The organism is Nocardia sp. NPDC003482, from assembly GCF_053588115.1.
Window position 1 is genome coordinate 370,947 of record NZ_JBSFPI010000004.1, and the last position, 24,239, is coordinate 395,185.

The following is a 24,239-nucleotide window of genomic DNA, read 5'->3' on the forward strand; positions in this document are numbered from 1 at the left end:
GCTCACGACCCCTTGGCCGGGACGATCTGCAGGTACACCAGCGTGACCACGAGATTGACGAAGAAGAGGACCAGGAAGGTGATCACCACGGATTGATTCACCGCGTCACCGACTCCTTTCGGGCCCCCCTTGGGATTCAGGCCCTTGTACGCGGCGATGACGCCCGCGATCAGGCCGAAGATCAATGCCTTCAACTCGCCGACCCACAGGTCGGGCAGCTGGGCCAGCGCCGAGAAGGACGCCAGATACGAGCCCGGGGTGCCGCCCTGCAGCAGCACGTTGAAGAAATAGCCGCCGCAGATGCCGACGACCGACACCAGACCGTTGAGCAGCAACGCCACCAGCATCATGCCCAGCACGCGCGGCACCACGAGCCGCTGTACGGGATCGATGCCGAGGACCTCCATCGCGTCGATCTCCTCGCGGATGGTCCGCGAGCCGAGATCCGCGGCCACGGCCGACCCCGCGGCGCCCGCGGTGATCAGGGCCGTGACGACCGGCGCCGCTTGCTGGACGACTGCCAGCACGCTCGTCGCGCCGGTGAGCGACTCCGCGCCGATCTGTTTGATGAGTGAACCGGTCTGTAACGCCACCACGGCGCCGAACGGGATTGCCACCAGTGCGGCCGGGAGAATCGAGACACTCGCGATGAACCACGACTGTTCGACGAACTCCCGCCACTGGAAAGGCCGGCGGAATACCTTGCGCGCTACATCGAGTAATAGCGCGAAGATATTGCCGGCCTGTGCAAAACCCGACTCGACCGGGGTGCGCAGCCGTGCCAGGGTTTGATTCACGGTTCGAGATGTTACCCGTTGGTTGGGTGGTGACGGACCGTGGTGTCGTACGCGCCGCCCTGGTATTCCGGAGCGTTGCCGGTGTAGGCGGGCAGAACTTGTGTATCGCCGTTCTGGTCCATGGATTCGCGGATAGCGACCTGGGCCGCATGCGGCAGGGTGTGCATGATCTCCAGCACCCGGGCGCGGCGGCGCTCGACGGCCTGGCGCAGCGGCATACCCGGGGTGGCCTTCATCTGCGGGATGATGCCCTCGACCTCGTCGGTGCCGTTGTCGTAGTGGCCGGCGTCGGCGAGCGCCTGCTCGCGGGCCATCTGCGCCTCGTCCTTCTCCTCGGACATGCCGATCGGACCGATCATGCGGCCGTTGAGGAACTGCTTGACCACCGGCTCCTCCGAGGTCAGCAGCACCTCACGCGGGCCGAACATGACCAGCTGGCGACGGAACAGCATGCCGATGTTGTCGGGCACGGTCCGGGCCAGGTTGATGTTGTGGGTCACGATCAGGATCGTCGCGTCGATCTGCGCGTTGATGTCGATCAGCAGCTGCGACAGATAGGTCGTGCGGACCGGGTCCAGACCGGAGTCGGGCTCGTCGACGAGGATGATCTGCGGATCCAGCACGAGCGCGCGGGCCAGCCCGGCGCGCTTGCGCATACCGCCGGAGATCTCGCCCGGGAGCTTGCCCTCCGCGCCGAGCAGACCGGTCAGCTCGAGCTTCTCCATGACGATCTTGCGGATCTCGGACTCGTTCTTCTTGGTGTGCTCGCGCAGCGGGAACGCCACGTTGTCGAACAGGTTCATCGAGCCGAACAGCGCGCCGTCCTGGAACAGGACGCCGAACAGCTTGCGGATCTCGTAGAGCTCCTTGTTGGAGCAGGTGGTGATGTCGCGGCCATCGATGTAGATGTGGCCGCGCTCGGGGCGCAGCAGACCGATGAGCGACTTCAGGAACACGGACTTACCGGTGCCGGACGGGCCGAGCAGCGCGCTGACTTCCCCCGGTGGCAGCGTCAGCGTGACGTCCTGCCAAATACGCTGGGACCCGAAAGACTTGGTGACCCCTTCGGTCCTGACCTCGACGCCCACGCCAACCTCCACAATTCTTCGACGAGCGCCCACTGGCCGCGTCACCGATTTTTCGGGTGCCGTGTGACGCGTCACACTGGGTGCGGCAACTGTATCGCATGCCGCTGGCGCAGCACACCCTACCTGACTCGCGGGTAGAAAACTTCCCCCGTGCTACGGAAATGCGAAAAAGGCGGCCCCCCAAGGGGAACCGCCCTTTTCTACCAGCCTTTTACGGCTTATTACTTGACCGAGACCTTGGCGCCGGCCTCTTCCAGCTTCGCCTTGGCGGCCTCGGCGGCGTCCTTGGCGACCTTCTCCAGGATCGGCTTCGGGGCGCTCTCGACGAGGTCCTTGGCCTCCTTCAGGCCCAGGCCGGACACGATCTCGCGGACGACCTTGATGACCTGGATCTTCTTGTCGCCGGCGCCCTCGAGCACGACGTCGAACTCGTCCTGCTCCTCGGCGGCTTCGGCCGGGGCGCCCGCGGCACCCGGGGCGGCGGCGACCGCGACCGGAGCGGCGGCGGTGACCTCGAACTTCTCCTCGAACTTCTTCACGAAGTCCGAGAGCTCGAGCAGGGTCATGTTGCCGATGGTCTCGAGCAGCTCGTCAACGTTGGCCATGGTGTTTCCTTTCGATATGAGGCTTGCTCCCGCCGGAACGGGAAAAGTGTTGGTGGATGCGCTTATTCGGCGTCCGCGGCGGGAGCCTCGGCGGCCCCACCGGCGGTGCGCTGCTTCTCCTCGAGGGCAGCGAACAGCCGAGCGACCTGGCTCGCGGGCGCGGCGAACAGGCCGGCCGCCTTGGTCAGGTTGCCCTTCATGGCACCGGCCAGCTTGGCCAGCAGCACCTCGCGGGACTCCAGGTCGGCGATCCGCTCGACCTCGGCCACGGACAGCGGCGCGCCGTCCATGTAGCCGCCCTTGATGATCAGGGCCTTGTTGTCCTTGGCGAAGGTCTTCAGCGCCTTCGCGGCCTCGACCGGTTCACCGGTGATGAAGGTGATGGCGGTCGGACCGACGAACAGGTCATCCAGGCCGTCGACGCCCGCCTCGGCGGCCGCGCGCTTGACCAGGGTGTTCTTGGCGACGGAGTAGGTCGCCCCGGCGCCGAGCGCCCGACGCAGCTCGGTGAGCTTGCCGACCGACAGGCCACGGTATTCCGTGACCACGGTGGCGGTAGCACCCTTGAACTGCTCGGTGATCTCCTCGACCGCCTCGACCTTCCAGGTCTTCGCCATACTTCGCCTCCTCTCTGGATGGTCGGTGATGAGAACTACCGATTCCCGGAGGGAGACTGCCCGGCGGCAAAGCAAACGCCCCGGACGCAGGGCATCCCGGGGCGCACAAGAAAACACGCACGAGCGAACTCGCACAGATTTCCCGACCTCGGCTCTGCCTGCGTGGGCCGCCAGCGATGACGCCGGACCTTCGACTGCCCGAGGGCAGCGACCAACGGTCTTCGGTAGAACGATTGGGGGTGATCGCCGAACAGGCCGACGACCGTTGTCCAGAATAGCGGAAGGCCCCCGAACTGCCAAAACGGGTCGGCCACCCCGCGAAACACGAAGGGCCGGTGCGGGATTCGCACCGGCCCTGTCGAGTTCTCGTCGCTACGCGTCCTCGTCGGTGAGGTTGCGGGTGCGGTTCGGGTCCACCGGGATGCCCGGGCCGGTGTTGGTCGAAATCGTCACCTTCTTGACGTAGCGGCCCTTCGCGGTGGAGGGCTTGAGGCGGAGGATCTCGTCGAGGGCCGCGCCGTAGTTCTCCACCAGCTTCTTGTCCTCGAAGCTGGCCTTGCCGATCACGAAGTGGAGGTTGGCCTGCTTGTCGACGCGGAAGTTGATCTTGCCGCCCTTGATGTCGTTGACGGCCTTGGTCACATCGGTGGTGACCGTGCCCGTCTTCGGGTTCGGCATCAGGCCGCGGGGGCCCAGCACGCGCGCGATGCGGCCGACCTTGGCCATCTGGTCCGGGGTGGCGATCGCGGCGTCGAAGTCCAGCCAGCCGCCCTGGATGCGCTCGATCAGATCCTCGGCGCCCACGGCGTCCGCGCCGGCGGCCTCGGCCTCGGCGGCCTTCTCACCGGCCGCGAACACGATGACGCGGGCGGTCTTACCGGTGCCGTGCGGCAGGTTCACGGTGCCGCGGACCATCTGATCGGCCTTGCGCGGGTCCACGCCCAGGCGCACGGCCACCTCGACGGTGGCGTCGGTCTTCGTGGTGGAGGTCTCCTTGGCCAGCCGGGTGGCCGACAACGGGGAGTACAGCAGCGAACGGTCGACCTTGGCGGCCGCCTCGAGATACGCCTTGCTTCGTTTTGCCATGTTGTTCTGTCCTTAGTCGTAAGTCAGCAGTGGTACGGGACTGGCCGTCCCTCCCACGAGGGAGTGAGCTACTCCGCGATGGTGATCCCCATCGAACGGGCGGTGCCCGCGATGATCTTCGCCGCCTGATCGAGATCGTTGGCGTTCAGGTCTTCCTGCTTGGTCTTGGCGATCTCGCGGATCTGCTCCATGGTGACCTGGGCGACCTTGTTGCGGTGCGGCTCGGGGGAGCCCTTCTGCACACCGGCGGCCTTGAGCAGGAGCTTGGCGGCGGGCGGAGTCTTCAGCTTGAAGTCGAACGAGCGGTCCTCGTAGACCGTGATCTCGACCGGGATGACGTTGCCACGCTGCGACTCGGTCGCCGCGTTGTACGCCTTGCAGAACTCCATGATGTTGACGCCGTGCTGACCGAGCGCGGGACCCACGGGCGGGGCGGGGTTGGCCGCACCGGCCTGGATCTGGAGCTTGATGAGCCCGGAGACCTTCTTCTTCTTGGGGGGCATCTTTCTTCCTTGGTTGGTTTCTTGCGTTATTGCAAGTCTCAGATCTTCGCGACCTGGGTGAAGGCCAGCTCCACCGGGGTCTCGCGCCCGAAGATCGACACCAGCACCTTGAGCTTCTGCTGCTCGGCGTTGACCTCGGAGATGCTGGCGGGCAGCGTCGCGAAGGGGCCGTCCATGACGGTGACCGACTCGCCGACCTCGAAGTCGACCTGGATGGTCGGCTTGGGCGCGACCTCGGTCGCGGTCTCGGCGGCGGAGGCGTTGGCGGCCGCGGCGGCGGGCTTCTTCTGCTGCTGCTCGGCGGGGACCAGGAACTTCACCACGTCATCGATGGACAGCGGCGAGGGCCGGGAGGTGGCGCCGACGAATCCGGTGACGCCGGGCGTGTTGCGCACCGCGCCCCACGACTCGTCGTTGAGGTCCATCCGCACCAGGATGTAGCCCGGCAGCACCTTCTGCTGCACGTTCTTGCGCTGGCCGTTCTTGATCAGGGTGACCTGTTCGGTCGGCACCTCGACCTGGAAGATGTAGTCCTCGAGGCCCAGGTTCTGCACGCGGGTCTCGAGGTTGGCCTTGACCTTGTTCTCGTACCCGGCGTAGGAGTGCACGACGTACCAGTCGCCGGGGGCGCGCCGCAGCGCGGCCTTCATCTCCGCGACCGGATCGGCCGGTGCCTCGGGTTCGGCGGGCGCCTCAGTGGCCTCGGTGTTCGATGCGGCGTCCGCAGGCCCTTCGTGGTTACGCAAGCTGCCGCCTTCGGGCCCAGCGCTCCCGCCGGTGGCCCCCGCGGAGTCCTCGGCCGTCGTCTCGGTGGCCTCGGCCACCGTCTCCTCGGCCGGGAACTCTTCGTATGTGCCGTTCTCCGGGGTGCTCACTGGGCACTCGCTTCCTGTGTCGTCACTAACTTCCTCTGCGTGCCGGATACGGAATCCGGCGGATGGCACCGTCCGAATCCAACCCGAGACGGTGACCGGCGCCGACGGTCAGCTAGCCGAACAGCCAGTTGACGCCCTTGATGAACGCCAGATCCAACCCGGCGATGAACGCGACCATGAAGACCACGAACACCAGGACCACGCTCGTATAGGTGACCATCTGCTTGCGGTTGGGCCAGATCACCTTGCGCAGTTCGGCGATGACCTCGCGCAGGAACTTCACCAGGCGCTTGAGCGGATTACCCGAACCGCGACCGGCCTTGCCCTTGTCGGCCGGCTTGGACGCCTTGCGCGATGCCGTATCGGAGCGAGAACTCGAACGCTCGATCGTGGCGACCGAGCCGGTGTCGCTCTGGGAGCCGCGAGCACGCCGGGCGGACCGCTTACCGGTCGGCCGACTCACCGCAGCGGTGTCATCGTCATCGGCGGCATGCGCGCCGCCGTGGCGAAGGTCCCGCTCGTCGCTCACGTCTAGTCCTTTCGCTGGCATCCAGTGCAGGGGCGACAGGACTTGAACCTGCAACCTGCGGTTTTGGAGACCGCTGCTCTGCCAATTGAGCTACGCCCCTCGGGCCGGACTTCCGTCGCCGCGGGCGCACGGTGATCCAGCACGATTCGATTCAGTTGTATTCCCGGGAGCCACACAATACGCGCGCCGCCCCATTCAGAGCAGCGCGCAGCGGCTGGAATCCCCAGAGACCCGAGTGTACGTTACCGTCCCGCGCGATTGCCAATCGGCCTGTCAGGACAGCTGGACCGTCGCCGTCGCGCGCCCGAAGATCTTGCGCCCCTCGGATTTCGCGACGATCGCCACGACGGCCGTGCGGGTCGCGGGATCGACCGACTTCACCTTGCCGGTGTACTCGATCTGCGCCGGGCGGTCCGCGGGCACGTAGACCGGGCTGGTGAAGCGGACGTTGTACTCCTTGACCCCGCCCGGATCGCCCAGCCACGAGGTGACCAGACCGCCGCCCAGACCCATGGTGAGCATGCCGTGCGCGACCACGTTGTCGAGCCCGGCGAGCTTGACGACCTCGTCACTCCAGTGGATCGGGTTGGCGTCGCCGGACACGCCCGCGTAGTTCACCAGATCGCCGCGGGTCAGCGTGACGGTCCGCGGGGGGAGTTCGTCGCCGACGGACACGCTGTCGAAGGACAGGGCGCGGGCCGGGATCCACGGTTCCGGCTCGGTCGGGGTCGCCGCGGGGGCGTCCAGCCCGGCCGCCTCGGATTCCGGCGCCTGTTCGGGCGTCTCGCCGAGGCCGTGCATGAGGATGTTGCGCACCGCGTCGGCGATATTCGGATCGACGTCGCCGCCACTGCGTCCGACCAGCGTGGTGTAGGTGGTGAGCACCAGCTCGTCGCGCGAGGTGACGATGTTCTTGGTGACGATGATGTCGCCGCCGAACGCCTGCCGGAACGAGTGCAGATACACGTCGCAGACGAGCTGATCGCCGACCTTGATGGGCCGGTGGAACTCCAGGATCTGATCGGTCTGCATGATCTGGCTCAGGTCGTAGCCGGTGACGACCTGTTCGAAGAGCTTGCGCTGGGCCAGGATTCCGACCAGGGAGATGAAGGTCAGCGGGGCGAGCAGGCCGTCGTAGCCGTGTTCGCGGGCCGCGCCCTCCTGCCAGTGCACCGGGTGGTAGTCCTGCACGGCGCGCGCGTACTCGCGCACCTTCTCGCGGCCGACCTCGTAGTAGTCGTCCACGCGGTAGTGATGGCCGACCATCTCGGCGGCGTGGGCCGCCGGATCGAGCACCTGCTCGGTCTCGACCGCGGTTCCGGTGTTGATTGTCACGGAAGGCTGATCCCTATCTGACCCCGCTACCGGGAGTCGGCGGAGCGCTCACTACCGCACTTACACCAAATGCCGGAGCGGGGAGACCACTCCGGCACCGTTTCTACGCGGCAGCTGGCACGCGTGGTGAAGTTAGCGAGATTCGCGGTGCGCCCGGTGGGTGCCGCAGTTCGGGCAGAACTTCTTCAGCTCGAGGCGGTCCGGGTCGTTGCGCCGGTTCTTCTTGGTGATGTAGTTGCGATGCTTGCACTGCTCGCAGGCCAAGGTGATCTTTGGCCGGACATCGGTGGACTTCGCGGCCACGATAATGCCTTCTTTCCAGTCAGCCTGAGGGTGGATCGGTATGGGTAGCGATGGCCGGACTCGAACCGGCGACACAACGATTATGAGTCGTTTGCTCTACCACCTGAGCTACACCGCCATGACACGGTATTGCTGCGGTGCCGCCGCCCGGCCCATGGAGTGCCGAGTTGGTCACCACCGGCAATCCGGCGAGCCCCCTAACGGAATCGAACCGTTGACCTTTTCCTTACCATGGAAACGCTCTGCCGACTGAGCTAAGGGGGCACGACTACTGGCGCTCCGAGTGGCGATCTCTCGCACCCGGGGCGCCGAAGCCTTGAACGAGGTTACACACACCCGGGGCGTAGCGCCAAACCGAGTGGTCACGAGGCTTTTTCGGGCCGCACGCGGGGCGCACGACCGCCCGGAACACGAAAGGCCCGCGCGCCTGACAGCGCGTGGGCCCTTCGGGGGTGGCAGGTGGAGGATTCGAACCTCCGAAGCTTACGCGGCTGATTTACAGTCAGCTCCCTTTGGCCGCTCGGGCAACCTGCCGGGTGCACTGCTCGAGTGCGGTGACGAGAATACAACGAACACCGGTTGTCCACGCAAACCGGCTGGTGGCGGCCCGCTGCCCGGATCGACTCCCGCGCGCCGGGCGACTACCGTCGGACGGTCGGGGTAGAAAATTCGCTACGAACCGCGAGCCGTGAGACAGGAGCAGAGTGTGGCCGATTCGTCATTCGATGTCGTCAGCAAGGTCGATCGGCAGGAGGTCGACAACGCCCTCAACCAGGCGGCGAAGGAGCTGAACACGCGCTACGACTTCCGCGGCACGGACGCGAGCATCGAATGGTCCGGGGAGGAGAAGATCGTCCTCTCGGCCAACTCGGAGGACCGGGTCAAGGCCGCCCTCGACGTGTTCAAGGAGAAGCTGATCCGCCGCGACATCTCGCTCAAGGCGTTCGACGCCGGCGATCCGCAGGCGTCGGGAAAGGTGTACAAGATCACGGGGACGGTCAAGGAGGGCATCGACCCCGACAACGCGAAGAAGATCTCCAAGAAGATCCGCGACGAGGGCCCCAAGGGCGTGAAGGCCCAGATCCAGGGCGACGAACTGCGGGTCAGCAGCAAGAAGCGCGACGATCTGCAGGCGGTCATCGCGCTGTTGAAGAGCTCCGATTTCGATGTGGCCCTGCAGTTCGTGAACTACCGGTAGTAGCGCGGTCCCCCGGCCATCTGCTCGAGCCGGGCGATCCGCTCGGCCATCGGCGGATGGGTGGAGAACCACCGGGCCATCCGGTCACCGGCCCGGAACGGGTTGGCGATCATCAGATGCGATTGCGCGGTGAGCTGCGGCTCGGGCGGCAGCGGGGCCGCCTGGGTGCCGCTCTCCAGCTTGCGCAGGGCCGAGGCCAGGGCCAGCGGGTCACCGGTGAGCGCGGCCCCGTCCTGGTCGGCCTGGTATTCGCGGGAGCGGGACACGGCCAGTTTGATCAGCGACGCCGCGATCGGGCCGAGCAGCGAAACCAGCAGCACGCCGATGATGTTCGGCCCCTCGCCGTCGCGGTTGCCGCCGAAGGCCCCGGCGAAGAAGGCCAGGTTGGCCAGGCCCGAGATCACCGCGGCCATGGCCCCGGCCACCGACGAGATCAGGATGTCGCGGTTGTACACGTGCGACAGCTCGTGCCCGAGCACCGCGCGCAGTTCGCGCTCGTCCAGGATCTGCAGGATTCCGCTGGTACAGCACACCGCCGCGTGCCGCGGATCGCGGCCGGTGGCGAAGGCGTTGGGCGCGTTGGTCGGGCTGATGTAGAGCCGGGGCATGGGTTGCCGTGCGGCCGTGGCCAGTTCGCGCACGATCTTGTACATGACCGGCGCCTCGAGTTCGGATACCGGCTGGGCGTGCATCGCCCGCAACGCCAGCTTGTCGCTGTTGAAGTAGGCGTAGGCGTTCATGCCGACGGCCAGCAGGATGGCGAGCACCAGGATCGTCGGATTCCGGAACAGCGCGCCCGCGGCCACGATCAACGCCGACAGTCCGACCATCAATCCGAAGGTCTTGAGTCCGTTCGCATACCCGTGCCCGTGCATGTCCGCCTCTCTGTGCTCATCCGCCCCCAGAAATGCGTTACACCAGGTCAACGACCGGAGCGTGGCACGAGTTCCTCACCCGACGCGTTCGATGGTGTAGCTCACCAACCGCCGCAGCGCTTGATTGGCCGGACCCGCGGGCAGCGCCGCCAGCTCGGTGTGGGCGAGGTCGGCGTAACCGCGCAGCTTCTCCTTGGCCAGCACCATGCCGCGCGAACGGGACAGCAGCTCGAGCGCCTCGGCGACCTCGGCGTCGGTCTCCAGCGGACGGGCCAGCAGCGCGCGCAGCCGATCGCCCTCGGCGCCCTCCTCACGCAGCGCGTACAGCACCGGCAGGGTGTGCACGCCCTCGCGCAGATCGGTGCCCGGCGTCTTGCCGGACTGTTCGGACACCGAGGAGATGTCGATGATGTCGTCGGAGATCTGGAAGGCGGTGCCGACCGCGTCGCCGAGCCGGGCCAGCCGCTCGACGTGGTCGAGGTCCGCGCCGGAGAAGGTGCCGCCGAACCGGCCCGCGGCCGCGATGAGCGAACCGGTCTTCTCCCACACCACCCGCAGGTAGTGCTCGACCGGATCCTGAGTCCGCTTGGCGCCCATGGTTTCTCGCATCTGGCCGGTGACCAGTTCGGCGAAGGTCTCGGCGATGACGCGGACCGCGTCGGGGCCGAGCGTGGACACCAGGCGGGAGGCGTGCGCGAACAGGTAGTCCCCGGCGAGGATGGCAATGCTGTTGCCCCAGCGCGAATTCACGCTGGGCGCGCCGCGCCGCATCGGCGCCTCGTCCATCACGTCGTCGTGGTACAGCGTGGCCAGGTGCACGAGTTCGACGACCGTGCCCGCGGTGATCAGATCGGGATCGGTGGGACGCGGGCCGAGCTGCCCGGTGAGGATGGTGAACAGCGGGCGGAACCGCTTGCCCCCGGCCTTGGCCAGGTGCAGGGCGGCCTCCTGGAGAAACTCCTCCCCGTCGGAAAGCTCGCTGACCAGCAGCTTCTCGACATCGTCGAGGCCGTTGCGCACCGTGGCCGCGAGGTCGGGGTCGCCCAGATCCACCCCGGCGACCACCGTGCTCTCATCGCGCACAGCCGATGCACTCATCTCGTCTCCCAACGCCGCGTCCGTCCCCACACCGAAGAACCTAGCGTGTCGGGTGCCGCAGCCCCATGAACACCGTCACTGTGGGAGAAAACAGACAGGCCGACGCCGCAAATCGGACACGGGGGTACGGGCGTCCGACCGTCCTGGAAGGATTGAACGCATGGTTGCACCGGATCCCAGTCGCGCCGAATCGCTGCCCCGCCACGCCGAGGTGCTGGTGGTGGGCGCGGGACCGGCCGGTTCGGCGGCCGCCGCCTGGGCCGCGCGGGCGGGCCGCGACGTCCTGCTCCTGGACGCCGCGACCTTCCCCCGCGACAAGACCTGCGGCGACGGGCTGACCCCGCGCGCCACGGCCGAACTCGAACATCTCGGCTTGGGCGAATGGGTGCGCGCCCACACCGTCAACCGCGGCCTGCGCATGACCGGCTTCGGCCGCGAGGCCCTGCTGCCCTGGCCCGACGGCTCCTTCCCGACCTACGGAAGTGCCGTGCCGCGCACCGAACTCGACGACAAACTGCGCGAGACGGCCGTGAAGTGGGGCGCGCGGATGGTGGACGACGCGCGCGTGGTGGAGGTGATCCGCGCCGGGGACCGGGCCACCGGAGTGCGGGTGCGCACCGCCGCGGGCACGTCCGAAATCGGTTGCCGCACACTGATAGTCGCCGACGGGGTGCGGTCGCCGGTCGGAAAGCTGTTGGGCCGCACCTGGCATCGGCACTACGCCTTCGGCGTGGCGGCGCGCGCCTACATCCGCTCGAACCGCAGCGACGACGAGTGGATCACCTCGCATCTGGAACTGCGCGACGCCGACGGCACGCTGGTGCCCGGGTACGGCTGGGTGTTCCCGCTCGGCAACGGTGAGGTCAACATCGGCGTCGGCTCGCTGGCCACCGAGCGGCGGCCCTCGCACATCGCGTTGAAACCGCTTCTGCAACACTATGTTTCGTTGCGACGGCCGGAATGGGAGTTCGAGGGCGAGACCCGCGCGGTGGCCTCGGCGCTGCTGCCGATGGGCGGCGCGGTGTCGCATGTCGCGGGCCGCAACTGGGCGCTGGTCGGGGACGCGGCGGGCTGCGTGAACCCGCTCAACGGCGAGGGCATCGACTACGGACTCGAGGGCGGCCATCTGCTGGCCGGGCTGCTCGACGAACCGGATCTCACCACGCTGTGGCCGGATCTGCTGCGCGCCCGCTACGGCCGCACGTTCTCGGTGGCGCGGCGGATCGCCGGGCTGGCCACCCATCCGCGCATGGTGCCGCTCGGCGGGCCGCCGGTGATGCGGTCGAAGTTCTTGCAGCGCACCGCCGTTCGGGTGATGGGCAATCTGGTCACCGAGGAGGACCACGATCTGGTGGCCCGCGCGTGGCGCGGCGCGGGACACGCCTCGATGCGGCTCGACGAGTTGGCGCCGTTCACCTGATGGGCACGTGGTCGGTTCCCGAGGACCTGCTCCCGCATCTGCGCCGGGCGCGGGATCTGGCCGACCGCCGGTACGCCGATCCGCTGGATCTGGACGAGCTGGCCGCCGCGGCCGGGGTGTCCAAGTACCACTTCCTGCGCTGTTTCGCCGCGACCTACGGCAAGACGCCCGCGCTGTATCTGGCCGAGCGGCGCATCGAGCGCGCCCAGGATCTGCTGCGGGCCACGAATGTGACGGTCACCGAGGTGTGCGTCCTGGTCGGATATTCGAGCCTGGGCTCGTTCAGCCGGAAGTTCACCGAGCTGGTCGGGATGTCGCCGTCGGCGTATCAGGCCAAGTTCGCCGCCGAGGGCGCGCCGCACATTCCGGGTTGTTACGTGTTCATGCACGGCCTGTCCGACCGCCGGGGCTGATTCCGCAATTTCGGAGAAGCGCCGCGCCGGCCCGCTGCCATAGCCTCGACGCATGGCAACGATCACGAACGTTTCGCTGGTCACCGTGTACGTGACCGATCAAACCGAGGCCAAGCGGTGGTACATCGACAAGCTCGGCTTCGTCGAGACCGCCGATGTCACCATGGGCGACAACGGCTTCCGCTGGGTCACCGTCGCCCAGCCCGACCACCCCGAGCTGGAGGTCACCCTGATGATCCCCGGCCCGCCCCTGGACGACACCCTCGCCGAGGCCATCCGCCGCTCCCTCGCCAACGGCACCCACGGCGCCCTCGGCCTCCGCACCGACAACTGCCAGAAGGCCTACGAGGAATTGACCGCCAAGGGCGTCGACTTCGTCCAGCCTCCCGCCGAACGCCCCTACGGCGTCGAGGCCGTCCTCCGCGACAACTCCGGCAACTGGCTCGTCCTCGTCGAACGCCGCGAGTTCGATCCGGCCACGGCGGACTGGGGGAATTAGACCCCGCGCCCTGCTGGTCCGGCCCTCCCACTCTGGTCCCGGCACGCCCCGATCAGGTCCCGGCACGCTCTTCGCCGGGACAGGCCCCGGCCGGAACCAACGCTCCGGCCGGGGGGCGGGCTTCGGGAGCTAGGCGTCGGCCTTGGTGGTGAGGTACTCCTCGATGAACTTGCGCTCGCTGTCGACCACGCGATGCTGGAGCTGTTCGGCGAGGGGCTCGATGGCGCCGCCGACGATCGGGACCTTCACGGTGACGACGCCGGAGACCTCGATCTCGGAACCGCCTGCGGTGGGCCGCATTTCGTAGCTGCCCTCCATCTCGGTGGTGATGCCCTTGGACAGGCCGACGAAGGTGCCGCGGGCGATGTCGCCGCGCAGCGGGCCCCAGTTGTCGGTGCGCTCGAGCACGAGTTCGCTCTTGAGGACCTTGCTCACGATGGCCGGGATCTTCTCCGCCTTCGCCCGCTCGGTCATGTGGACGCGGATGGTGTCGGGGCCGTCCTCGTGGGACAGGTCCAGGGTCGCGGTCTCCGCGCCGGAGAACCGCGCCTGCCACATCTCGTCGCTGGTGATCGCCCGGTGAAGCTCTTCTACCGGAACGCTGTACGGCACGGTGAAGCTGAATTTTCGGGACATGGCCGCACACGCTATCGGAACGATGCAATAGCCTTGGTGCGGTGTCGGAAACCACGCAGTCTGATCGCCTGCGCCGCACCCGGATCGGGGTCCTCATCGCCGCCGTCACGGTGAGCGTGCTGGCCGTCCTCCTGGTGCTGGCGGCCTGGCGCGACGACCTGCTGATCAGCTCGGACAAGGGCGTGACCAGCGCGGAGGTGTTGTCGGCCGGGCGGCTGCGCTCAGCGGTCGTGTTCACCACCCCCGACGGCGTGACCCACAACCCGCGCGTCGGCGTGCTCTACCCGACGAAACTCACCGCGGGCGAACGCATCAACGTCGAATACAGCCGCGCGGACCCGGATCTGGTGCGGGTGGCGGGCCGCGACGCCCGGGTGGCGATCGTGCCCGCGCTGTCGGTGATCGTGGTGGTGTGGGCGATCGCGCTGCCGGCGCTGTGGCTGCTGGCCCGGATGCGCCGGCGCGAGGACTGAAGTTCGCCGGATCTTCGTATGCGTGTCATGTGCGTGTGACGGCCGGGCGGGGCGCGATGACCACACTCGAAACCGTGCGTGTTGCGATTGTCGCGGAGTCGTTCCTGCCGAATATGAACGGTGTGGTGAACTCCGTGCTGCAGGTGCTCGACCACCTGGACCGGCACGGCCACGAGGCGCTGATCATCGCGCCGGACACCCCGCGCGGCCAGCCGCCCGCCCCGCGCGGGCACGGGCGGTTCCCGGTGGTGCGGGTGCCCGCGGTGATGGTGCCCAAGATCAGTTCGCTGCCGGTCGGGCTGCCGCAGCCGGTGATCACCGCCGCCATCGACGAATTCGACGCCGATGTGGTGCATCTGGCCTCGCCGTTCCTGTTGGGCGCGGGCGGGGTCGCGGCGGCGCTGCGCCTGGATCTGCCCGCGGTGGCGATCTACCAGACCGATGTCGCCGGATTCGCCAAGAGCTACGGGCTCGGCCCGGCCCGCCGCGCGGCCTGGGCCTGGACCCGGCGCATCCACGTCCGCGCCGCGCGCACCCTGGCGCCCTCCTCGGCGGCCGCGGAAGACCTTGTCGCCCATGGCATTCCGCGGGTGCATCGCTGGGCCCGAGGCGTGGACATCGCCCGCTTCACCCCCTCGGCCCGCGATCCGGAACTGCGCGCGGCCTGGCACGCCGACGACAAGCTGATCGTCGGCTTCGTCGGGCGGCTCGCGCCGGAGAAGCACGTGGAACGCCTGGCCGCGCTCGCGGACGATCCCGATGTGCAGTTGGTCATCGTCGGCGACGGCCCGCAGCGGGCGGCGCTGGCCCAGCTGATGCCCACCGCGATCTTCACCGGTGAACTCGGCGGCGCCGACCTGGCCGCCGCCTACGCCAGCCTCGACGTGATGGTGCACGCGGGCGAGCACGAGACGTTCTGTCAGGGCGTGCAGGAGGCGCTGGCCTCGGGCCTGCCGGTCATCGGCCCCGACGCGGGCGGCCCGCGCGATCTGATCGCCCACTGCCGCAACGGATATCTGCTGCCGGTGGACCGCTTCACCGAACTGCTCCCCAGCGCCGTCGGCGCCCTGCGCGACACCGCGTTGCGCACCCGCTTCGCGACCGCCGCCCGCAAATCGGTCCTGCACCGCACCTGGCCCGCCATCTGCACCGAACTGCTGGGCCACTACACCGAGGTCATCGGCGGCAACCGCGAATCGGCCTACCGCACGGCCTGACGAAATTCGCTGGACCATCAGCGGACCCGTCCCCTACGGTCGTCCCCGTGGGAGTAACAGCGATGAACGGAGCGTGCGCGATCGGCGCGTCCTTCGTGCGGATCCGCGCGGCAGCCTGAACCCGGCCCGCGTCTCGCATCGCTTCGTGCGGTAATTCCGCTTTCCCGACTTCGGTTCTCCACCAGGTCCTTTCGAGCGCCCCGGCCCGGGTTCGGGCGAATCACGTCCTGATTCGACCGCTCCGTCCGGAGGATTCCGCATGTCCCGCGCGATGTCGCGTGCCCGCAAGACCCTGTCCCAGAATTTTCTCGTCGACGCCGCCGCGGCGGACCGTCTGGTGCGTTCCGCCGGGGTGACCCGCGACGATCTCGTCGTCGAGATCGGTCCCGGCGACGGGATGCTCACCCGGCGGCTGCTCGCCTCCGCCGGGCGGGTGTCGGCCTACGAGAAGGATCCGCACTGGGCGGCGAAGCTGGCCCGCCGCTACGCTTCCGAACCTCGAATTATGGTCCATCACAACGATATTCGAGACGTTCAACCCCCGACGGAACCGTTCATGGTGGTGGCGAACATCCCGTTCGGGGTGAGCACGGCCATCGTCCGATGGTGCCTCGCCGCCCCGCACCTGACCTCGGCCACCCTGCTGACCCAGCTCGAATTCGCCCGCAAGCACTCCGGCGACTACGGCCGTTGGTCGAAACTCGCGGTGTCGCAATGGCCCTGGACCGCGGTCTCGCTGGGATTGCGGGTGCCGCGCGATGGTTTCCGTCCCGTGCCGAGCGTCGATGCCGCCGTCCTGCGCCTCGATCGCCGCCCGACGCCGCTGCTCCCGCACGCGGCCGTGCCCGAGTATCGCCGCCTGGTCGAGATCGGCTTCCGCGGCGTCGGCGGTTCGGTGCGGGCCTCCCTGCGGCGATACTTCCCGGCCCGGCGCGTCGAAAACGCCTGTGCGGCCGCGGGAATCGCGGACGGCGTGCCCGTCGGGCACGTCCGCCCCGACGCCTGGGTCCGGTTGTTCGAGCACCTGCTGCGCTGAACCCGCGCGGCCGGGTTAGGGTCGGATCGTGGCGAAGACAGAGTCGTTCCGGGCCTCCCTGGACAAGCAACCGCACGAGGTCGCGTCGATGTTCGACGGGGTGGCCGAGCGGTACGACCTCACCAATACGGTGATCTCCGCCGGTCAGGACCGCTATTGGCGGTGGGCGACGCGGCAGGCGCTGGCGCTGCGGCCCGGCGAGCGGGTGCTCGACCTCGCCGCCGGGACCGGGGTGTCGACCGCCGAGTTCACCAAGTCCGGCGCGTGGTGCGTGGCCACCGACTTCTCCCAGGGCATGCTCGCCGCGGGCCGGTTCCGCGGGGTGCCGATGGTCGCGGGCGACGCCACCGCGCTGCCGTTCGCCGACGAGGCGTTCGACGCGGTGACGATCTCCTACGGTCTGCGCAACGTCTCCGAACCCGATGCGGCGCTGCGCGAGATGCTGCGGGTGACCAAGCCGGGCGGCCGGTTGGTGGTCGCCGAGTTCTCCACCCCGGTCTTCGGCCCGTTCCGCACCCTGTACATGGAGTACCTGATGAAGGCGCTGCCGCGGGTGGCGCGCGCGGTGAGCAGCAATCCCGACGCCTACGTCTACCTGGCCGAATCCATCCGCGCCTGGCCCAACCAGCGGCAACTCGCCCTGCGCATCGCCGACGCGGGCTGGTCGGCGGTCAAGTGGCGCAACCTCACCGGCGGCATCGTCGCCCTGCATCGGGCCTACAAGCTGGAATGACCTCACAAGATCGATTCCCGACTGTGCGGACCTTCGTCACCTGCCGCTAACGTCGGGTAAATCCGATGAAATCGCCGACGGCCATGATCGGGGTCATGTCGAGCACCACCGCCACCACGTGCTCCTACTGCGGTGTGGGGTGCGGGATGGTCGTCCAGACCCGCCCGGACGAACAGGGCAAGCCGGTGATCGCCGCCGTGCGCGGCGACAAACTGCATCCGGTCAACGCCGGACGGCTGTGCACCAAGGGCGCCACGCACGCCGACCTCATGGCCGCGTCCGGCCGCATGACCACCGCCCACCGGCGTCCGCAACGCGACCGGCCCGCCCAGCCCGTCCCCGTCGACGACGCCGTGCGCGAGACCGCCGACCGCCTGCGCGACATCCTCGACCGGCACGGCCCCGACGCCCTCGCGCTCTACGTCTCCGGCCAGATGTCGCTCGAGGCGCAGTACCTGGCCACCAAACTCGCCAAGGGCTATCTGCGGACCGTGCACATCGAGGCCAATTCGCGGCTGTGCATGGCCAGCGCGGGCACCGGCTACAAGCAGTCCCTGGGCGCGGACGGCCCGCCCGGTTCCTACGACGACATCGACCACGCCGACCTGTTCTTCGTGATCGGCGCGAATATGGCCGACTGTCATCCGATCCTGTTCCTGCGCATGGCCGATCGGCTGAAGGCGGGTGCGCGCCTGATCGTGGTGGATCCGCGCCGCACCGAGACCGCCGAGCGCGCGGACCTGTTTTTGCAGATAGCTCCCGGTACCGATCTCGCGTTGCTGAACGGCCTGCTGCATCTGCTGGTCGAGAACGGCGACATCGACGAGGACTTCATCGCCGAGCACACCGAGGGCTGGGCGGCGATGCCGGAGTTCCTGGCCGACTATCCCCCGGCCCGCGTCGCCGAACTCACCGGCCTGGCCGAGGCCGACATCCGCACCGCCGCCCGCTGGATCGGCGAGGCGGGCGAGTGGATGTCGCTGTGGACCATGGGCCTCAACCAGTCCACGCACGGCACCTGGAACACCAACGCGCTGTGCAATCTGCATCTGGCCACCGGCGCGATCTGCCGTCCGGGCAGCGGCCCGTTCTCGCTCACCGGTCAGCCCAATGCCATGGGCGGGCGCGAGATGGGGTACATGGGTCCGGGCCTGCCCGGTCAGCGCAGCGTGCTCGCCGAGGGCGATCGCGCCTTCGTCGAGACGGTGTGGGGGCTGCCGCCCGGCACGATCCGGTCCGAGGTCGGGCCCGGCACCATCGACATGTTCCGCGGCCTGGCCGAGGAGCGGATCAAGGCGTGCTGGATCATCTGCTCCAATCCCGTTGCGTCCGTTGCCAATCGGAAGACGGTGATCGCCGGGCTGGAGGCGGCCGAACTGGTGGTGGTGCAGGACGTCTACACCGACACCGCCACCAACGCCTACGCGGATCTGCTGCTGCCCGCCACCCTGTGGGCCGAGGCGGACGCGACCATGGTGAACTCCGAACGCACGGTCAGCCTGCTGCGCCGCTCGGTCGATCCGGTCGGCGACGCGCGCCCGGACTGGCAGCTGATCGCCCAGGTGGCCACGGCCATGGGTTTCCCGGGCTTCGATTTCGCCTCCAGCGCCGAGGTTTTCGACGAGATCCGGCGCTTCGCCAATCCGGCGACGGGCTACGATCTGCGCGGCATCAGCCACGACGCGCTGCGCGACGGGCCGATGCAGTGGCCGTGCCCCGATCCGGCGCGGCGGCGCAATCCGGTGCGGTACGTGAACGACGGCGTGAGCCAGGACCTGTTCGTCGACGCCGACGGACGGCGACCGCGCCTGGCCTTCGCCACCCCGAGCCGCCGCGCGGTGTTCTGGCCGCGCCCGCATCTGCTGCCCGCCGAGATGCCCGACGACGACTATCCGTTCGTGCTCAACACCGGTCGCCTGGCACATCAATGGCACACCATGACCAAGACCGGGCGGGTGCCGAAGCTGGTGAAGCTCACCGGCGACCCGTTCGTCGAGGTGCATCCCGAGGACGCCGAGCGGCTCGGACTGCGTGCGGGCGATCAGCTGGAGGTGGCGTCGCGGCGCGGCCGCGCGGTGCTGCCGGTGCGGATCACCGATCGGGTACGGCCCGGGTGCTGCTTCGCGCCGTTCCACTGGAACGACGAGCAGGGCGAGTATCTGACCGTCAACGCGGTCACCAACGACGCGGTCGACCCGGCCTCGCGGCAACCGGAGTTCAAGGCGTGCGCGGTGGCCCTGCGCCGGGTGGCGTCCGTGCCCGAACCGCCCGCGCCGCCCGCGCCCGCGGCGCACCCGCTGGCCGCCGTGCTCGGCCTCGACGCGGCCAGCACGCCGACGCTCGGTGAGCACGAACGGATCTACCTCAGCGGCTATCTGGCCGCGCTGCAACAGCTTCCGGTGCGGGGGCAACCGGTGCTGCCCGACTCCGCGCCGCTGGCCGAACGCAGCCGACTGTGGATCAACGGCCTGCTGGCCGGAATGTACTCGCGCGCAATCGAACCCGATGCTACCCCGAGCGAATCCGCTGCGGGCGAGGCGATCACGGTGCTGTGGGCCTCCCAGACCGGAACCGCGGAGGAACTCGCGGCCGCGGCCGCCGAGCGCCTGACCGAGTCCGGCTTCACGCCCCGGCTGCTGGACATGGACTCCTGCGACCTGTCCGACCTCACCGGGAACGCGCTGGTGATCACCAGCACCTTCGGCGACGGCGGCCCGCCGGACAACGGCGCGGACTTCTGGGACCGCCTGCGCGGCACCGAGATTCGCCTCACCGGCCTGCGGTACGCGGTGTTCGCGCTGGGCGACTCGTCCTACGACGACTTCTGCGGCCACGGCCGCCGCCTGGATCAGCTGCTCGCCGAACGCGGGGCGACCCGGCTGCTGGAGCGCGTCGACAGCGAACCGGATCACGACACCCGCTCGCGCACCTGGCTCGACGAGGTGATCGACGCGCTCTCCGGCGACGCGCCCGAACCGCCGCGCCCGGCGGGCGGCACCACCCTGGTCCTCGAGCGCACCCGCCGGGCGGCGGTCCCCTTCACCCGCAACGCGCCGGTGACGGTTCCGCTGGTCCGCAACGAACTGCTCTCCCGCCCCGGCTCGGCGAAGGAGGTGCGGCGGTTCGGCTTCGACCTCGGCGCGGTCGAGGCGACCTACGAGGTCGGCGATTCGCTCGGGGTGTGGCCGACCAACGGCGAGCACATGATCGCCGAATGGCTCGCCGCGACCGGACTCGACGGCCGGCACGGCGTCGAGATCGACGACCGCGAGGTGCCGCTCGCCGAGGCGTTGCGCACCCACTACGACATCAGCAAGGTCTCCCCCGACCTGCTGACGTTCATCGCCCGGCACAACGCCAGCCCGCGGCTGGCCAAACTGCTGCGCCGCGACAACCGCAACGAGCTCGACGGCTATCTGTGGGACCGGCAGGCCGTCGACGTGCTGCGCGACTTCCCGGTGCGGGCGGATCTCGTCGACTGGCTCGGCGTGCTGAAAAGGCTTCAGCCACGCCAGTATTCGATCTCGTCGAGCCCGGCGGTCAGCCCGCACGAGGTGGAGCTGACCGTCGGCGTCGTCCGCTACGGCGCACCGGGCGCGCGCCGGGGCGGGGTGTGCTCGACCTTTCTCGCCGACCGGTGCGGGGAGGTGCCGGTCTTCCTGCACCGCGCCCCGCACTTCCGGCCGCCGCGGGATCCGAACGCGCCCATGATCATGATCGGTCCCGGCACGGGCATCGCGCCGTTCCGCGGCTTCCTCCAGGAGCGGCGGGCGCTGGGCAGCCGCGGGCGCAACTGGCTGTTCTTCGGCGATCAGCACGCCGCCGACAACTTCTATTACCGCGAGGAACTCGAGGACATGTTCCGCACGGGCTTCCTCACCCGCCTGGATCTGGCGTTCTCCCGGGATCAGCGGGAGCGGATCTACGTGCAGCACCGCATGATCGAGCACGGCGCGGAGCTGTGGTCGTGGCTGGCCGACGGCGCGCACCTCTACGTCTGCGGCGACGCCGCCCGCATGGCGAGCGACGTCGACGACGCCCTGCTGCGCATCGCCCGCGTCCACGGCAACCTCGATCCGGACGCCGCGCTGGCCTTCCGGAAGCGGCTGGTGGCCGAGAAGCGGTACCTGCGGGACGTGTATTGAGCTATGCCGCAGGCGGATTCAGGCGGGTGAAGTCCGGCAGGCGATAGTACGGATAGTAGGGATAGGGCGGGGTGACGGCGCTGGCCTTGTCCAGGCGGGCGATCTGGTCGGGGGTCAGCTGCCAGCCGATGGCGCCGAGGTTCTGGCGCAGTTGGTCGGCGTCGCGGGCGCCGACGATGACGGTGGCGACGGTGGGGCGGGACAGCAGCCAGTTCAGGGCGATCTGCGGGACGGTGCGGCCGGTTTCGGCGGCGATGTCGTCGAGGACGTCGACCACGTCGTAGAGCAGTTCGTCGTCGACGGGCGGGCCCGCGGCGGCGGTCTTGTGCAGGCGAGAGTTCGGCGGAAGGGGTTGTCCGCGACGGATTTTCCCGGTCAGGCGGCCCCAGCCGAGGGGACTCCACACCACCGCGCCCACGCCCTGATCGCGGCCGAGCGGCATGAGCTCCCATTCGTAATCGCGGCCGACGAGGGAGTAGTACACCTGGTGGGCGACGTAGCGGGGGAAGCCGTGCCGGTCGGCGGCGGCGAGCGACTTCATCAGCTGCCAGCCCGCGAAATTCGAGGCGCCGACGTAGCGGATCTTGCCCGCGGTCACCAGATCACGCAGCGCGCCGAGGGTCTCCTCCACCGGCGTTCCGGCGTCGAAGGCGTGCAGCTGGAACAGGTCGATGTGGTCGGTGCCGAGCCGCCGCAGCGACGCCTCCACCGCGCCGATCAACCGGGATCGGCCGGATCCGGCGTCGTTGGGTCCCGGACCGGTGGGTAGGGAAGCCTTGGTGGACAACAGGATTCGATCGCGTCGGCCCCGGATCGCCTGTCCCAGCACCTCTTCCGAGGCCCCGTCCGAGTAGACGTCCGCGGTGTCGAACATCGTCACGCCCGCGTCCAGCGCGATGTCCGCCATCTCCCGCGCCGCCCGCGCGTCGGTATCGCCCCACGCCGAGAACAGCTCGCCGCGCCCGCCGAACGTCCCCGCCCCGAAGCTCAACGCGGGCACCAACAGCCCCGACGCACCCAGCCGCCGATACTCCATGACTCACTCCTAACGGAACTACTGTTTCATTAACGCCGCCGACGATACACTCATCAGGCAACTAATGAAACTGGAGAACCGTTATGACCGATGAGAGGCCCGGCTCACTCCGCCCCGGCGGCCGCACCGCCCGCGTCCGCGAGGCCGTCCTGCGCGCCGGGGGCGACCTGCTCGTCGAACGCGGCTTCGCCCACCTCGACCTCACCGAGGTCGCCACCCGCGCGGGCGTCGGCAAGACCACCGTCTACCGCCGCTGGCGCACTCCCGCGGGCCTGGTCGCCGACATCCTCACCGACATGGCCGAAACCTCCCTCCCCCACGCCGACACCGGCACCCTCCTCGGCGACCTGCTGGCCAACGCGACCCTGGTCGCCGAAACCCTCACCCACCCCCGCCAAGGCCCCCTCTTCAAATCCCTCATAGCCGCCGCCACCTGCGACGAAGAGGCCGCCCGAGCCCTACGCCACTTCTACGACACCCGCCTCACCGAATGGACCCCCTGCGTGGAACGAGCCAAATCCCGAGCCGAAATCCCCCCCGAAACCAACCCCCGAACCCTCCTCAAAGCAGTCTCCGCCCCCCTCTACTACAACCTCCTAACCACCGGCGACCCCATAACCCCCCAATCCGCCACCACCGCAGCCCATTCCGCCCACCAAGCCGCCCTCCTGGGCCTCTACACCTGACCCCAGGCGCACGAACCCAGCCGCACCCTTTATTCGAATCCGCACCCCTTGCAGAGCTATACAACGGGTGCGGATCCGAATAAGGGGTGCGGCTGGGTTCGTGGGCCTGGGGTCAGTTCGGGTTTCGGCCGGTGCGGGCGAGGAGTTGGGCCAGGGGTGGGGCGGTGGGTGGGAGGGGGACGACGGGGGCGAACATGCCGGGGACGCCTTCGGCGGGGGTGTCGGCGAGGAAGTCGAGGAGGAGGGTGATGTCGGTGGGGGTGGGGTGGTAGGGGGTGCCGGTGGCGGTGGCGAGGTCCCAGGCGTGGACGACGAGTTCGTTGAGGGCGACCTTGGCCATGGGTTCGGCGGGCATGGTGACGCCGCCCGCTTCGGTGTCGCCCTGCCAGGCGGCGGGGTCACGCCAGGCGGCCGCTAGGGCCTTCAGACGTGCCGGGATCAGGGTTCGCCAGTCGGGGGACAGGGGCGTGTCGTCGTCGCCCACCCGGGGGGCCCGGGAGCGGCCGACGGATTCCTTCGTGGCCGCCTGGCGGAATGCCTCGGTGAGCATTTCGACGTGGGCCAGGAGGGCGCGCACCGAGATGCCGTCGCAGGGGGTGGTCGCGTCGAGTTGGTCGTCGGTGATGGCGGCGAGTACCGATTCCAGTTCGGTGGCCGCGGGTTCCAGATCGAACATGTGTGACGAGACGACTCGGGCCGGGAGAATTCATCGGCCCGTACGTACACCGGAATCCCGAAACCCACTTGTTAGCAGCGAAAACCCCTGGTACCGGGGAGAATTGGTTGATGAAGGGCGATCGAGTGGAGATCGTCGTCGACACCGGCGACGGCTCGCGCAGTTACGAGGTGGCCGCCACGCGCGCGGGGCGGCGGGTCGAGATCCGGATCGCGCGGGGCGTGGTCGAGGTCAGCGAGGTGACGCGGACCGGAACCGCGGTGCGCACCGCGCGGTTCATGGCCGGGCGCACACTGGCGCTCGTGGAGTATCCGGCCGATCCGGGTCCGCTGCCGGACGAGTGACACGATCGACACGACG

Annotated in this window: 26 protein-coding genes and 4 tRNA genes; 11 read left to right on the forward strand and 19 right to left on the reverse strand. The window is 68.8% G+C overall.

Annotated elements, in window-relative coordinates; all coding sequences use genetic code 11:
* Nucleotides 1-2: 2 nt before the first annotated feature.
* From ACWDSJ_RS08800 to ACWDSJ_RS08865, 14 genes are all read right to left on the reverse strand, one after another.
* Nucleotides 3-797: an MlaE family ABC transporter permease gene (locus ACWDSJ_RS08800; RefSeq protein WP_387359579.1), complete on the reverse strand. Its 795-nt coding sequence runs from the start codon at nt 795-797 to the stop codon at nt 3-5.
* Between the two features lie 11 nt (nt 798-808).
* Nucleotides 809-1,885 (reverse strand): ABC transporter ATP-binding protein, encoded by a 1,077-nt coding sequence (locus tag ACWDSJ_RS08805; protein ID WP_387359577.1) that lies wholly within the window; start codon nt 1,883-1,885, stop codon nt 809-811.
* 221 nt (nt 1,886-2,106) lie between these two features.
* Complete coding sequence (gene rplL / locus ACWDSJ_RS08810) at nt 2,107-2,490, reverse strand: 50S ribosomal protein L7/L12 (RefSeq protein WP_387359575.1); 384 nt, start codon at nt 2,488-2,490, stop codon at nt 2,107-2,109.
* 62 nt (nt 2,491-2,552) lie between these two features.
* Nucleotides 2,553-3,107: a 50S ribosomal protein L10 gene (gene rplJ / locus ACWDSJ_RS08815; protein WP_387359573.1), complete on the reverse strand. Its 555-nt coding sequence runs from the start codon at nt 3,105-3,107 to the stop codon at nt 2,553-2,555.
* A gap of 372 nt (nt 3,108-3,479) precedes the next feature.
* Nucleotides 3,480-4,193: a 50S ribosomal protein L1 gene (gene rplA, locus ACWDSJ_RS08820; protein ID WP_387359571.1), complete on the reverse strand. Its 714-nt coding sequence runs from the start codon at nt 4,191-4,193 to the stop codon at nt 3,480-3,482.
* Between the two features lie 68 nt (nt 4,194-4,261).
* Nucleotides 4,262-4,696, reverse strand: coding sequence for a 50S ribosomal protein L11 (gene rplK, locus ACWDSJ_RS08825; RefSeq protein ID WP_387359569.1), 435 nt, complete (start codon nt 4,694-4,696; stop codon nt 4,262-4,264).
* A gap of 38 nt (nt 4,697-4,734) precedes the next feature.
* On the reverse strand, nt 4,735-5,442 hold the full coding sequence (nusG, locus tag ACWDSJ_RS08830; RefSeq protein WP_387360179.1) for a transcription termination/antitermination protein NusG: 708 nt from the start codon (nt 5,440-5,442) through the stop codon (nt 4,735-4,737).
* Between the two features lie 241 nt (nt 5,443-5,683).
* Nucleotides 5,684-6,100, reverse strand: coding sequence for a preprotein translocase subunit SecE (gene secE / locus ACWDSJ_RS08835; protein WP_387359567.1), 417 nt, complete (start codon nt 6,098-6,100; stop codon nt 5,684-5,686).
* A gap of 27 nt (nt 6,101-6,127) precedes the next feature.
* Nucleotides 6,128-6,200: transfer RNA gene (locus ACWDSJ_RS08840), tRNA-Trp, on the reverse strand.
* Between the two features lie 173 nt (nt 6,201-6,373).
* Nucleotides 6,374-7,429, reverse strand: a complete 1,056-nt coding sequence (locus ACWDSJ_RS08845) for a fused (3R)-hydroxyacyl-ACP dehydratase subunits HadA/HadB (protein WP_387360177.1) — start codon at nt 7,427-7,429, stop codon at nt 6,374-6,376.
* Between the two features lie 138 nt (nt 7,430-7,567).
* Nucleotides 7,568-7,738, reverse strand: coding sequence for a 50S ribosomal protein L33 (gene rpmG, locus ACWDSJ_RS08850; RefSeq protein ID WP_011211653.1), 171 nt, complete (start codon nt 7,736-7,738; stop codon nt 7,568-7,570).
* Between the two features lie 45 nt (nt 7,739-7,783).
* Nucleotides 7,784-7,856, reverse strand: a tRNA-Met gene (locus tag ACWDSJ_RS08855).
* Between the two features lie 73 nt (nt 7,857-7,929).
* Nucleotides 7,930-8,002, reverse strand: a tRNA-Thr gene (locus ACWDSJ_RS08860).
* Nucleotides 8,003-8,191: 189 nt separating this feature from the next.
* Nucleotides 8,192-8,272: transfer RNA gene (locus tag ACWDSJ_RS08865), tRNA-Tyr, on the reverse strand.
* A 172-nt stretch (nt 8,273-8,444) separates the two neighbouring features.
* On the opposite strand from ACWDSJ_RS08865, the gene ACWDSJ_RS08870 reads away from it, so the two are divergent.
* Nucleotides 8,445-8,936 (forward strand): YajQ family cyclic di-GMP-binding protein, encoded by a 492-nt coding sequence (locus tag ACWDSJ_RS08870; protein WP_387359565.1) that lies wholly within the window; start codon nt 8,445-8,447, stop codon nt 8,934-8,936.
* Here ACWDSJ_RS08870 and htpX read toward each other — a convergent pair.
* Both htpX and ACWDSJ_RS08880 read right to left on the reverse strand, forming a co-directional pair.
* Entirely contained in the window at nt 8,927-9,811 is an 885-nt protein-coding gene (gene htpX / locus ACWDSJ_RS08875; RefSeq protein ID WP_387359563.1) for a zinc metalloprotease HtpX, read from the reverse strand. The genes ACWDSJ_RS08870 and htpX overlap by 10 nt on opposite strands.
* 75 nt (nt 9,812-9,886) lie before the next feature.
* A complete protein-coding gene (locus tag ACWDSJ_RS08880; protein WP_387359561.1) occupies nt 9,887-10,909 on the reverse strand; it encodes a polyprenyl synthetase family protein in 1,023 nt (340 codons plus the stop codon).
* 160 nt (nt 10,910-11,069) lie between these two features.
* Between ACWDSJ_RS08880 and ACWDSJ_RS08885 the strand changes: the two genes are divergently transcribed.
* The 3 genes from ACWDSJ_RS08885 to ACWDSJ_RS08895 are packed head-to-tail and all read left to right on the forward strand — an operon-like array spanning nt 11,070 to nt 13,241.
* On the forward strand, nt 11,070-12,329 hold the full coding sequence (locus ACWDSJ_RS08885; RefSeq protein WP_450030358.1) for a geranylgeranyl reductase family protein: 1,260 nt from the start codon (nt 11,070-11,072) through the stop codon (nt 12,327-12,329).
* Complete coding sequence (locus ACWDSJ_RS08890) at nt 12,329-12,742, forward strand: helix-turn-helix transcriptional regulator (RefSeq protein ID WP_387359557.1); 414 nt, start codon at nt 12,329-12,331, stop codon at nt 12,740-12,742. Before ACWDSJ_RS08885 ends, ACWDSJ_RS08890 begins: the two co-directional genes overlap by 1 nt.
* Before the next feature lie 52 nt (nt 12,743-12,794).
* Nucleotides 12,795-13,241: a VOC family protein gene (locus tag ACWDSJ_RS08895; RefSeq protein ID WP_450030359.1), complete on the forward strand. Its 447-nt coding sequence runs from the start codon at nt 12,795-12,797 to the stop codon at nt 13,239-13,241.
* Nucleotides 13,242-13,370: 129 nt separating this feature from the next.
* Here the strand turns inward: ACWDSJ_RS08895 and ACWDSJ_RS08900 are convergent, their stop codons facing one another.
* Nucleotides 13,371-13,877: a DUF2505 domain-containing protein gene (locus ACWDSJ_RS08900; RefSeq protein WP_450030361.1), complete on the reverse strand. Its 507-nt coding sequence runs from the start codon at nt 13,875-13,877 to the stop codon at nt 13,371-13,373.
* A 41-nt stretch (nt 13,878-13,918) separates the two neighbouring features.
* On the opposite strand from ACWDSJ_RS08900, the gene ACWDSJ_RS08905 reads away from it, so the two are divergent.
* From ACWDSJ_RS08905 to ACWDSJ_RS08925, 5 genes are all read left to right on the forward strand, one after another.
* Nucleotides 13,919-14,350, forward strand: coding sequence for a DUF3592 domain-containing protein (locus ACWDSJ_RS08905; protein ID WP_450030363.1), 432 nt, complete (start codon nt 13,919-13,921; stop codon nt 14,348-14,350).
* A 74-nt stretch (nt 14,351-14,424) separates the two neighbouring features.
* A complete protein-coding gene (locus tag ACWDSJ_RS08910) occupies nt 14,425-15,567 on the forward strand; it encodes a glycosyltransferase family 4 protein (RefSeq protein WP_450030365.1) in 1,143 nt (380 codons plus the stop codon).
* A gap of 259 nt (nt 15,568-15,826) precedes the next feature.
* A complete protein-coding gene (erm, locus tag ACWDSJ_RS08915; protein WP_450030367.1) occupies nt 15,827-16,603 on the forward strand; it encodes a 23S ribosomal RNA methyltransferase Erm in 777 nt (258 codons plus the stop codon).
* 28 nt (nt 16,604-16,631) lie between these two features.
* Nucleotides 16,632-17,336, forward strand: a complete 705-nt coding sequence (locus ACWDSJ_RS08920; protein ID WP_387359545.1) for a demethylmenaquinone methyltransferase — start codon at nt 16,632-16,634, stop codon at nt 17,334-17,336.
* Between the two features lie 65 nt (nt 17,337-17,401).
* Nucleotides 17,402-21,481, forward strand: a complete 4,080-nt coding sequence (locus ACWDSJ_RS08925; RefSeq protein ID WP_450030369.1) for a molybdopterin-dependent oxidoreductase — start codon at nt 17,402-17,404, stop codon at nt 21,479-21,481.
* Nucleotide 21,482: 1 nt separating this feature from the next.
* On the opposite strand, the gene ACWDSJ_RS08930 is transcribed toward ACWDSJ_RS08925, so the two are convergent.
* On the reverse strand, nt 21,483-22,517 hold the full coding sequence (locus tag ACWDSJ_RS08930) for an aldo/keto reductase (protein WP_450030371.1): 1,035 nt from the start codon (nt 22,515-22,517) through the stop codon (nt 21,483-21,485).
* A gap of 83 nt (nt 22,518-22,600) precedes the next feature.
* Between ACWDSJ_RS08930 and ACWDSJ_RS08935 the strand changes: the two genes are divergently transcribed.
* Nucleotides 22,601-23,203: a TetR/AcrR family transcriptional regulator gene (locus tag ACWDSJ_RS08935; protein ID WP_450030373.1), complete on the forward strand. Its 603-nt coding sequence runs from the start codon at nt 22,601-22,603 to the stop codon at nt 23,201-23,203.
* Between the two features lie 112 nt (nt 23,204-23,315).
* Here ACWDSJ_RS08935 and ACWDSJ_RS08940 read toward each other — a convergent pair whose 3' ends face one another.
* Complete coding sequence (locus ACWDSJ_RS08940; RefSeq protein WP_450030375.1) at nt 23,316-23,879, reverse strand: TIGR03086 family metal-binding protein; 564 nt, start codon at nt 23,877-23,879, stop codon at nt 23,316-23,318.
* A 110-nt stretch (nt 23,880-23,989) separates the two neighbouring features.
* Here ACWDSJ_RS08940 and ACWDSJ_RS08945 point away from each other — a divergent pair, with 110 nt between their 5' ends.
* Nucleotides 23,990-24,223, forward strand: a complete 234-nt coding sequence (locus tag ACWDSJ_RS08945; protein WP_387359537.1) for a hypothetical protein — start codon at nt 23,990-23,992, stop codon at nt 24,221-24,223.
* Nucleotides 24,224-24,239: the final 16 nt, after the last annotated feature.

Excerpts from the sequence above, each read along its gene's own strand:
- ACWDSJ_RS08925 (WP_450030369.1), top strand. The coding sequence starts at position 17,402 with ATGAAATCGCCGACGGCCATGATCGGGGTCATGTCGAGCACCACCGCC.
- ACWDSJ_RS08900 (WP_450030361.1), bottom strand. The coding sequence starts at position 13,877 with ATGTCCCGAAAATTCAGCTTCACCGTGCCGTACAGCGTTCCGGTAGAA.
- ACWDSJ_RS08940 (WP_450030375.1), bottom strand. The coding sequence starts at position 23,879 with ATGTTCGATCTGGAACCCGCGGCCACCGAACTGGAATCGGTACTCGCC.
- rplL (WP_387359575.1), bottom strand. The coding sequence starts at position 2,490 with ATGGCCAACGTTGACGAGCTGCTCGAGACCATCGGCAACATGACCCTG.
- rplJ (WP_387359573.1), bottom strand. The coding sequence starts at position 3,107 with ATGGCGAAGACCTGGAAGGTCGAGGCGGTCGAGGAGATCACCGAGCAG.
- htpX (WP_387359563.1), bottom strand. The coding sequence starts at position 9,811 with ATGCACGGGCACGGGTATGCGAACGGACTCAAGACCTTCGGATTGATG.
- ACWDSJ_RS08930 (WP_450030371.1), bottom strand. The coding sequence starts at position 22,517 with ATGGAGTATCGGCGGCTGGGTGCGTCGGGGCTGTTGGTGCCCGCGTTG.
- ACWDSJ_RS08895 (WP_450030359.1), top strand. The coding sequence starts at position 12,795 with ATGGCAACGATCACGAACGTTTCGCTGGTCACCGTGTACGTGACCGAT.
- ACWDSJ_RS08885 (WP_450030358.1), top strand. The coding sequence starts at position 11,070 with ATGGTTGCACCGGATCCCAGTCGCGCCGAATCGCTGCCCCGCCACGCC.
- ACWDSJ_RS08945 (WP_387359537.1), top strand. The coding sequence starts at position 23,990 with ATGAAGGGCGATCGAGTGGAGATCGTCGTCGACACCGGCGACGGCTCG.
- erm (WP_450030367.1), top strand. The coding sequence starts at position 15,827 with ATGTCCCGCGCGATGTCGCGTGCCCGCAAGACCCTGTCCCAGAATTTT.
- rplA (WP_387359571.1), bottom strand. The coding sequence starts at position 4,193 with ATGGCAAAACGAAGCAAGGCGTATCTCGAGGCGGCCGCCAAGGTCGAC.
- ACWDSJ_RS08890 (WP_387359557.1), top strand. The coding sequence starts at position 12,329 with ATGGGCACGTGGTCGGTTCCCGAGGACCTGCTCCCGCATCTGCGCCGG.
- rplK (WP_387359569.1), bottom strand. The coding sequence starts at position 4,696 with ATGCCCCCCAAGAAGAAGAAGGTCTCCGGGCTCATCAAGCTCCAGATC.
- ACWDSJ_RS08880 (WP_387359561.1), bottom strand. The coding sequence starts at position 10,909 with ATGAGTGCATCGGCTGTGCGCGATGAGAGCACGGTGGTCGCCGGGGTG.
- ACWDSJ_RS08935 (WP_450030373.1), top strand. The coding sequence starts at position 22,601 with ATGACCGATGAGAGGCCCGGCTCACTCCGCCCCGGCGGCCGCACCGCC.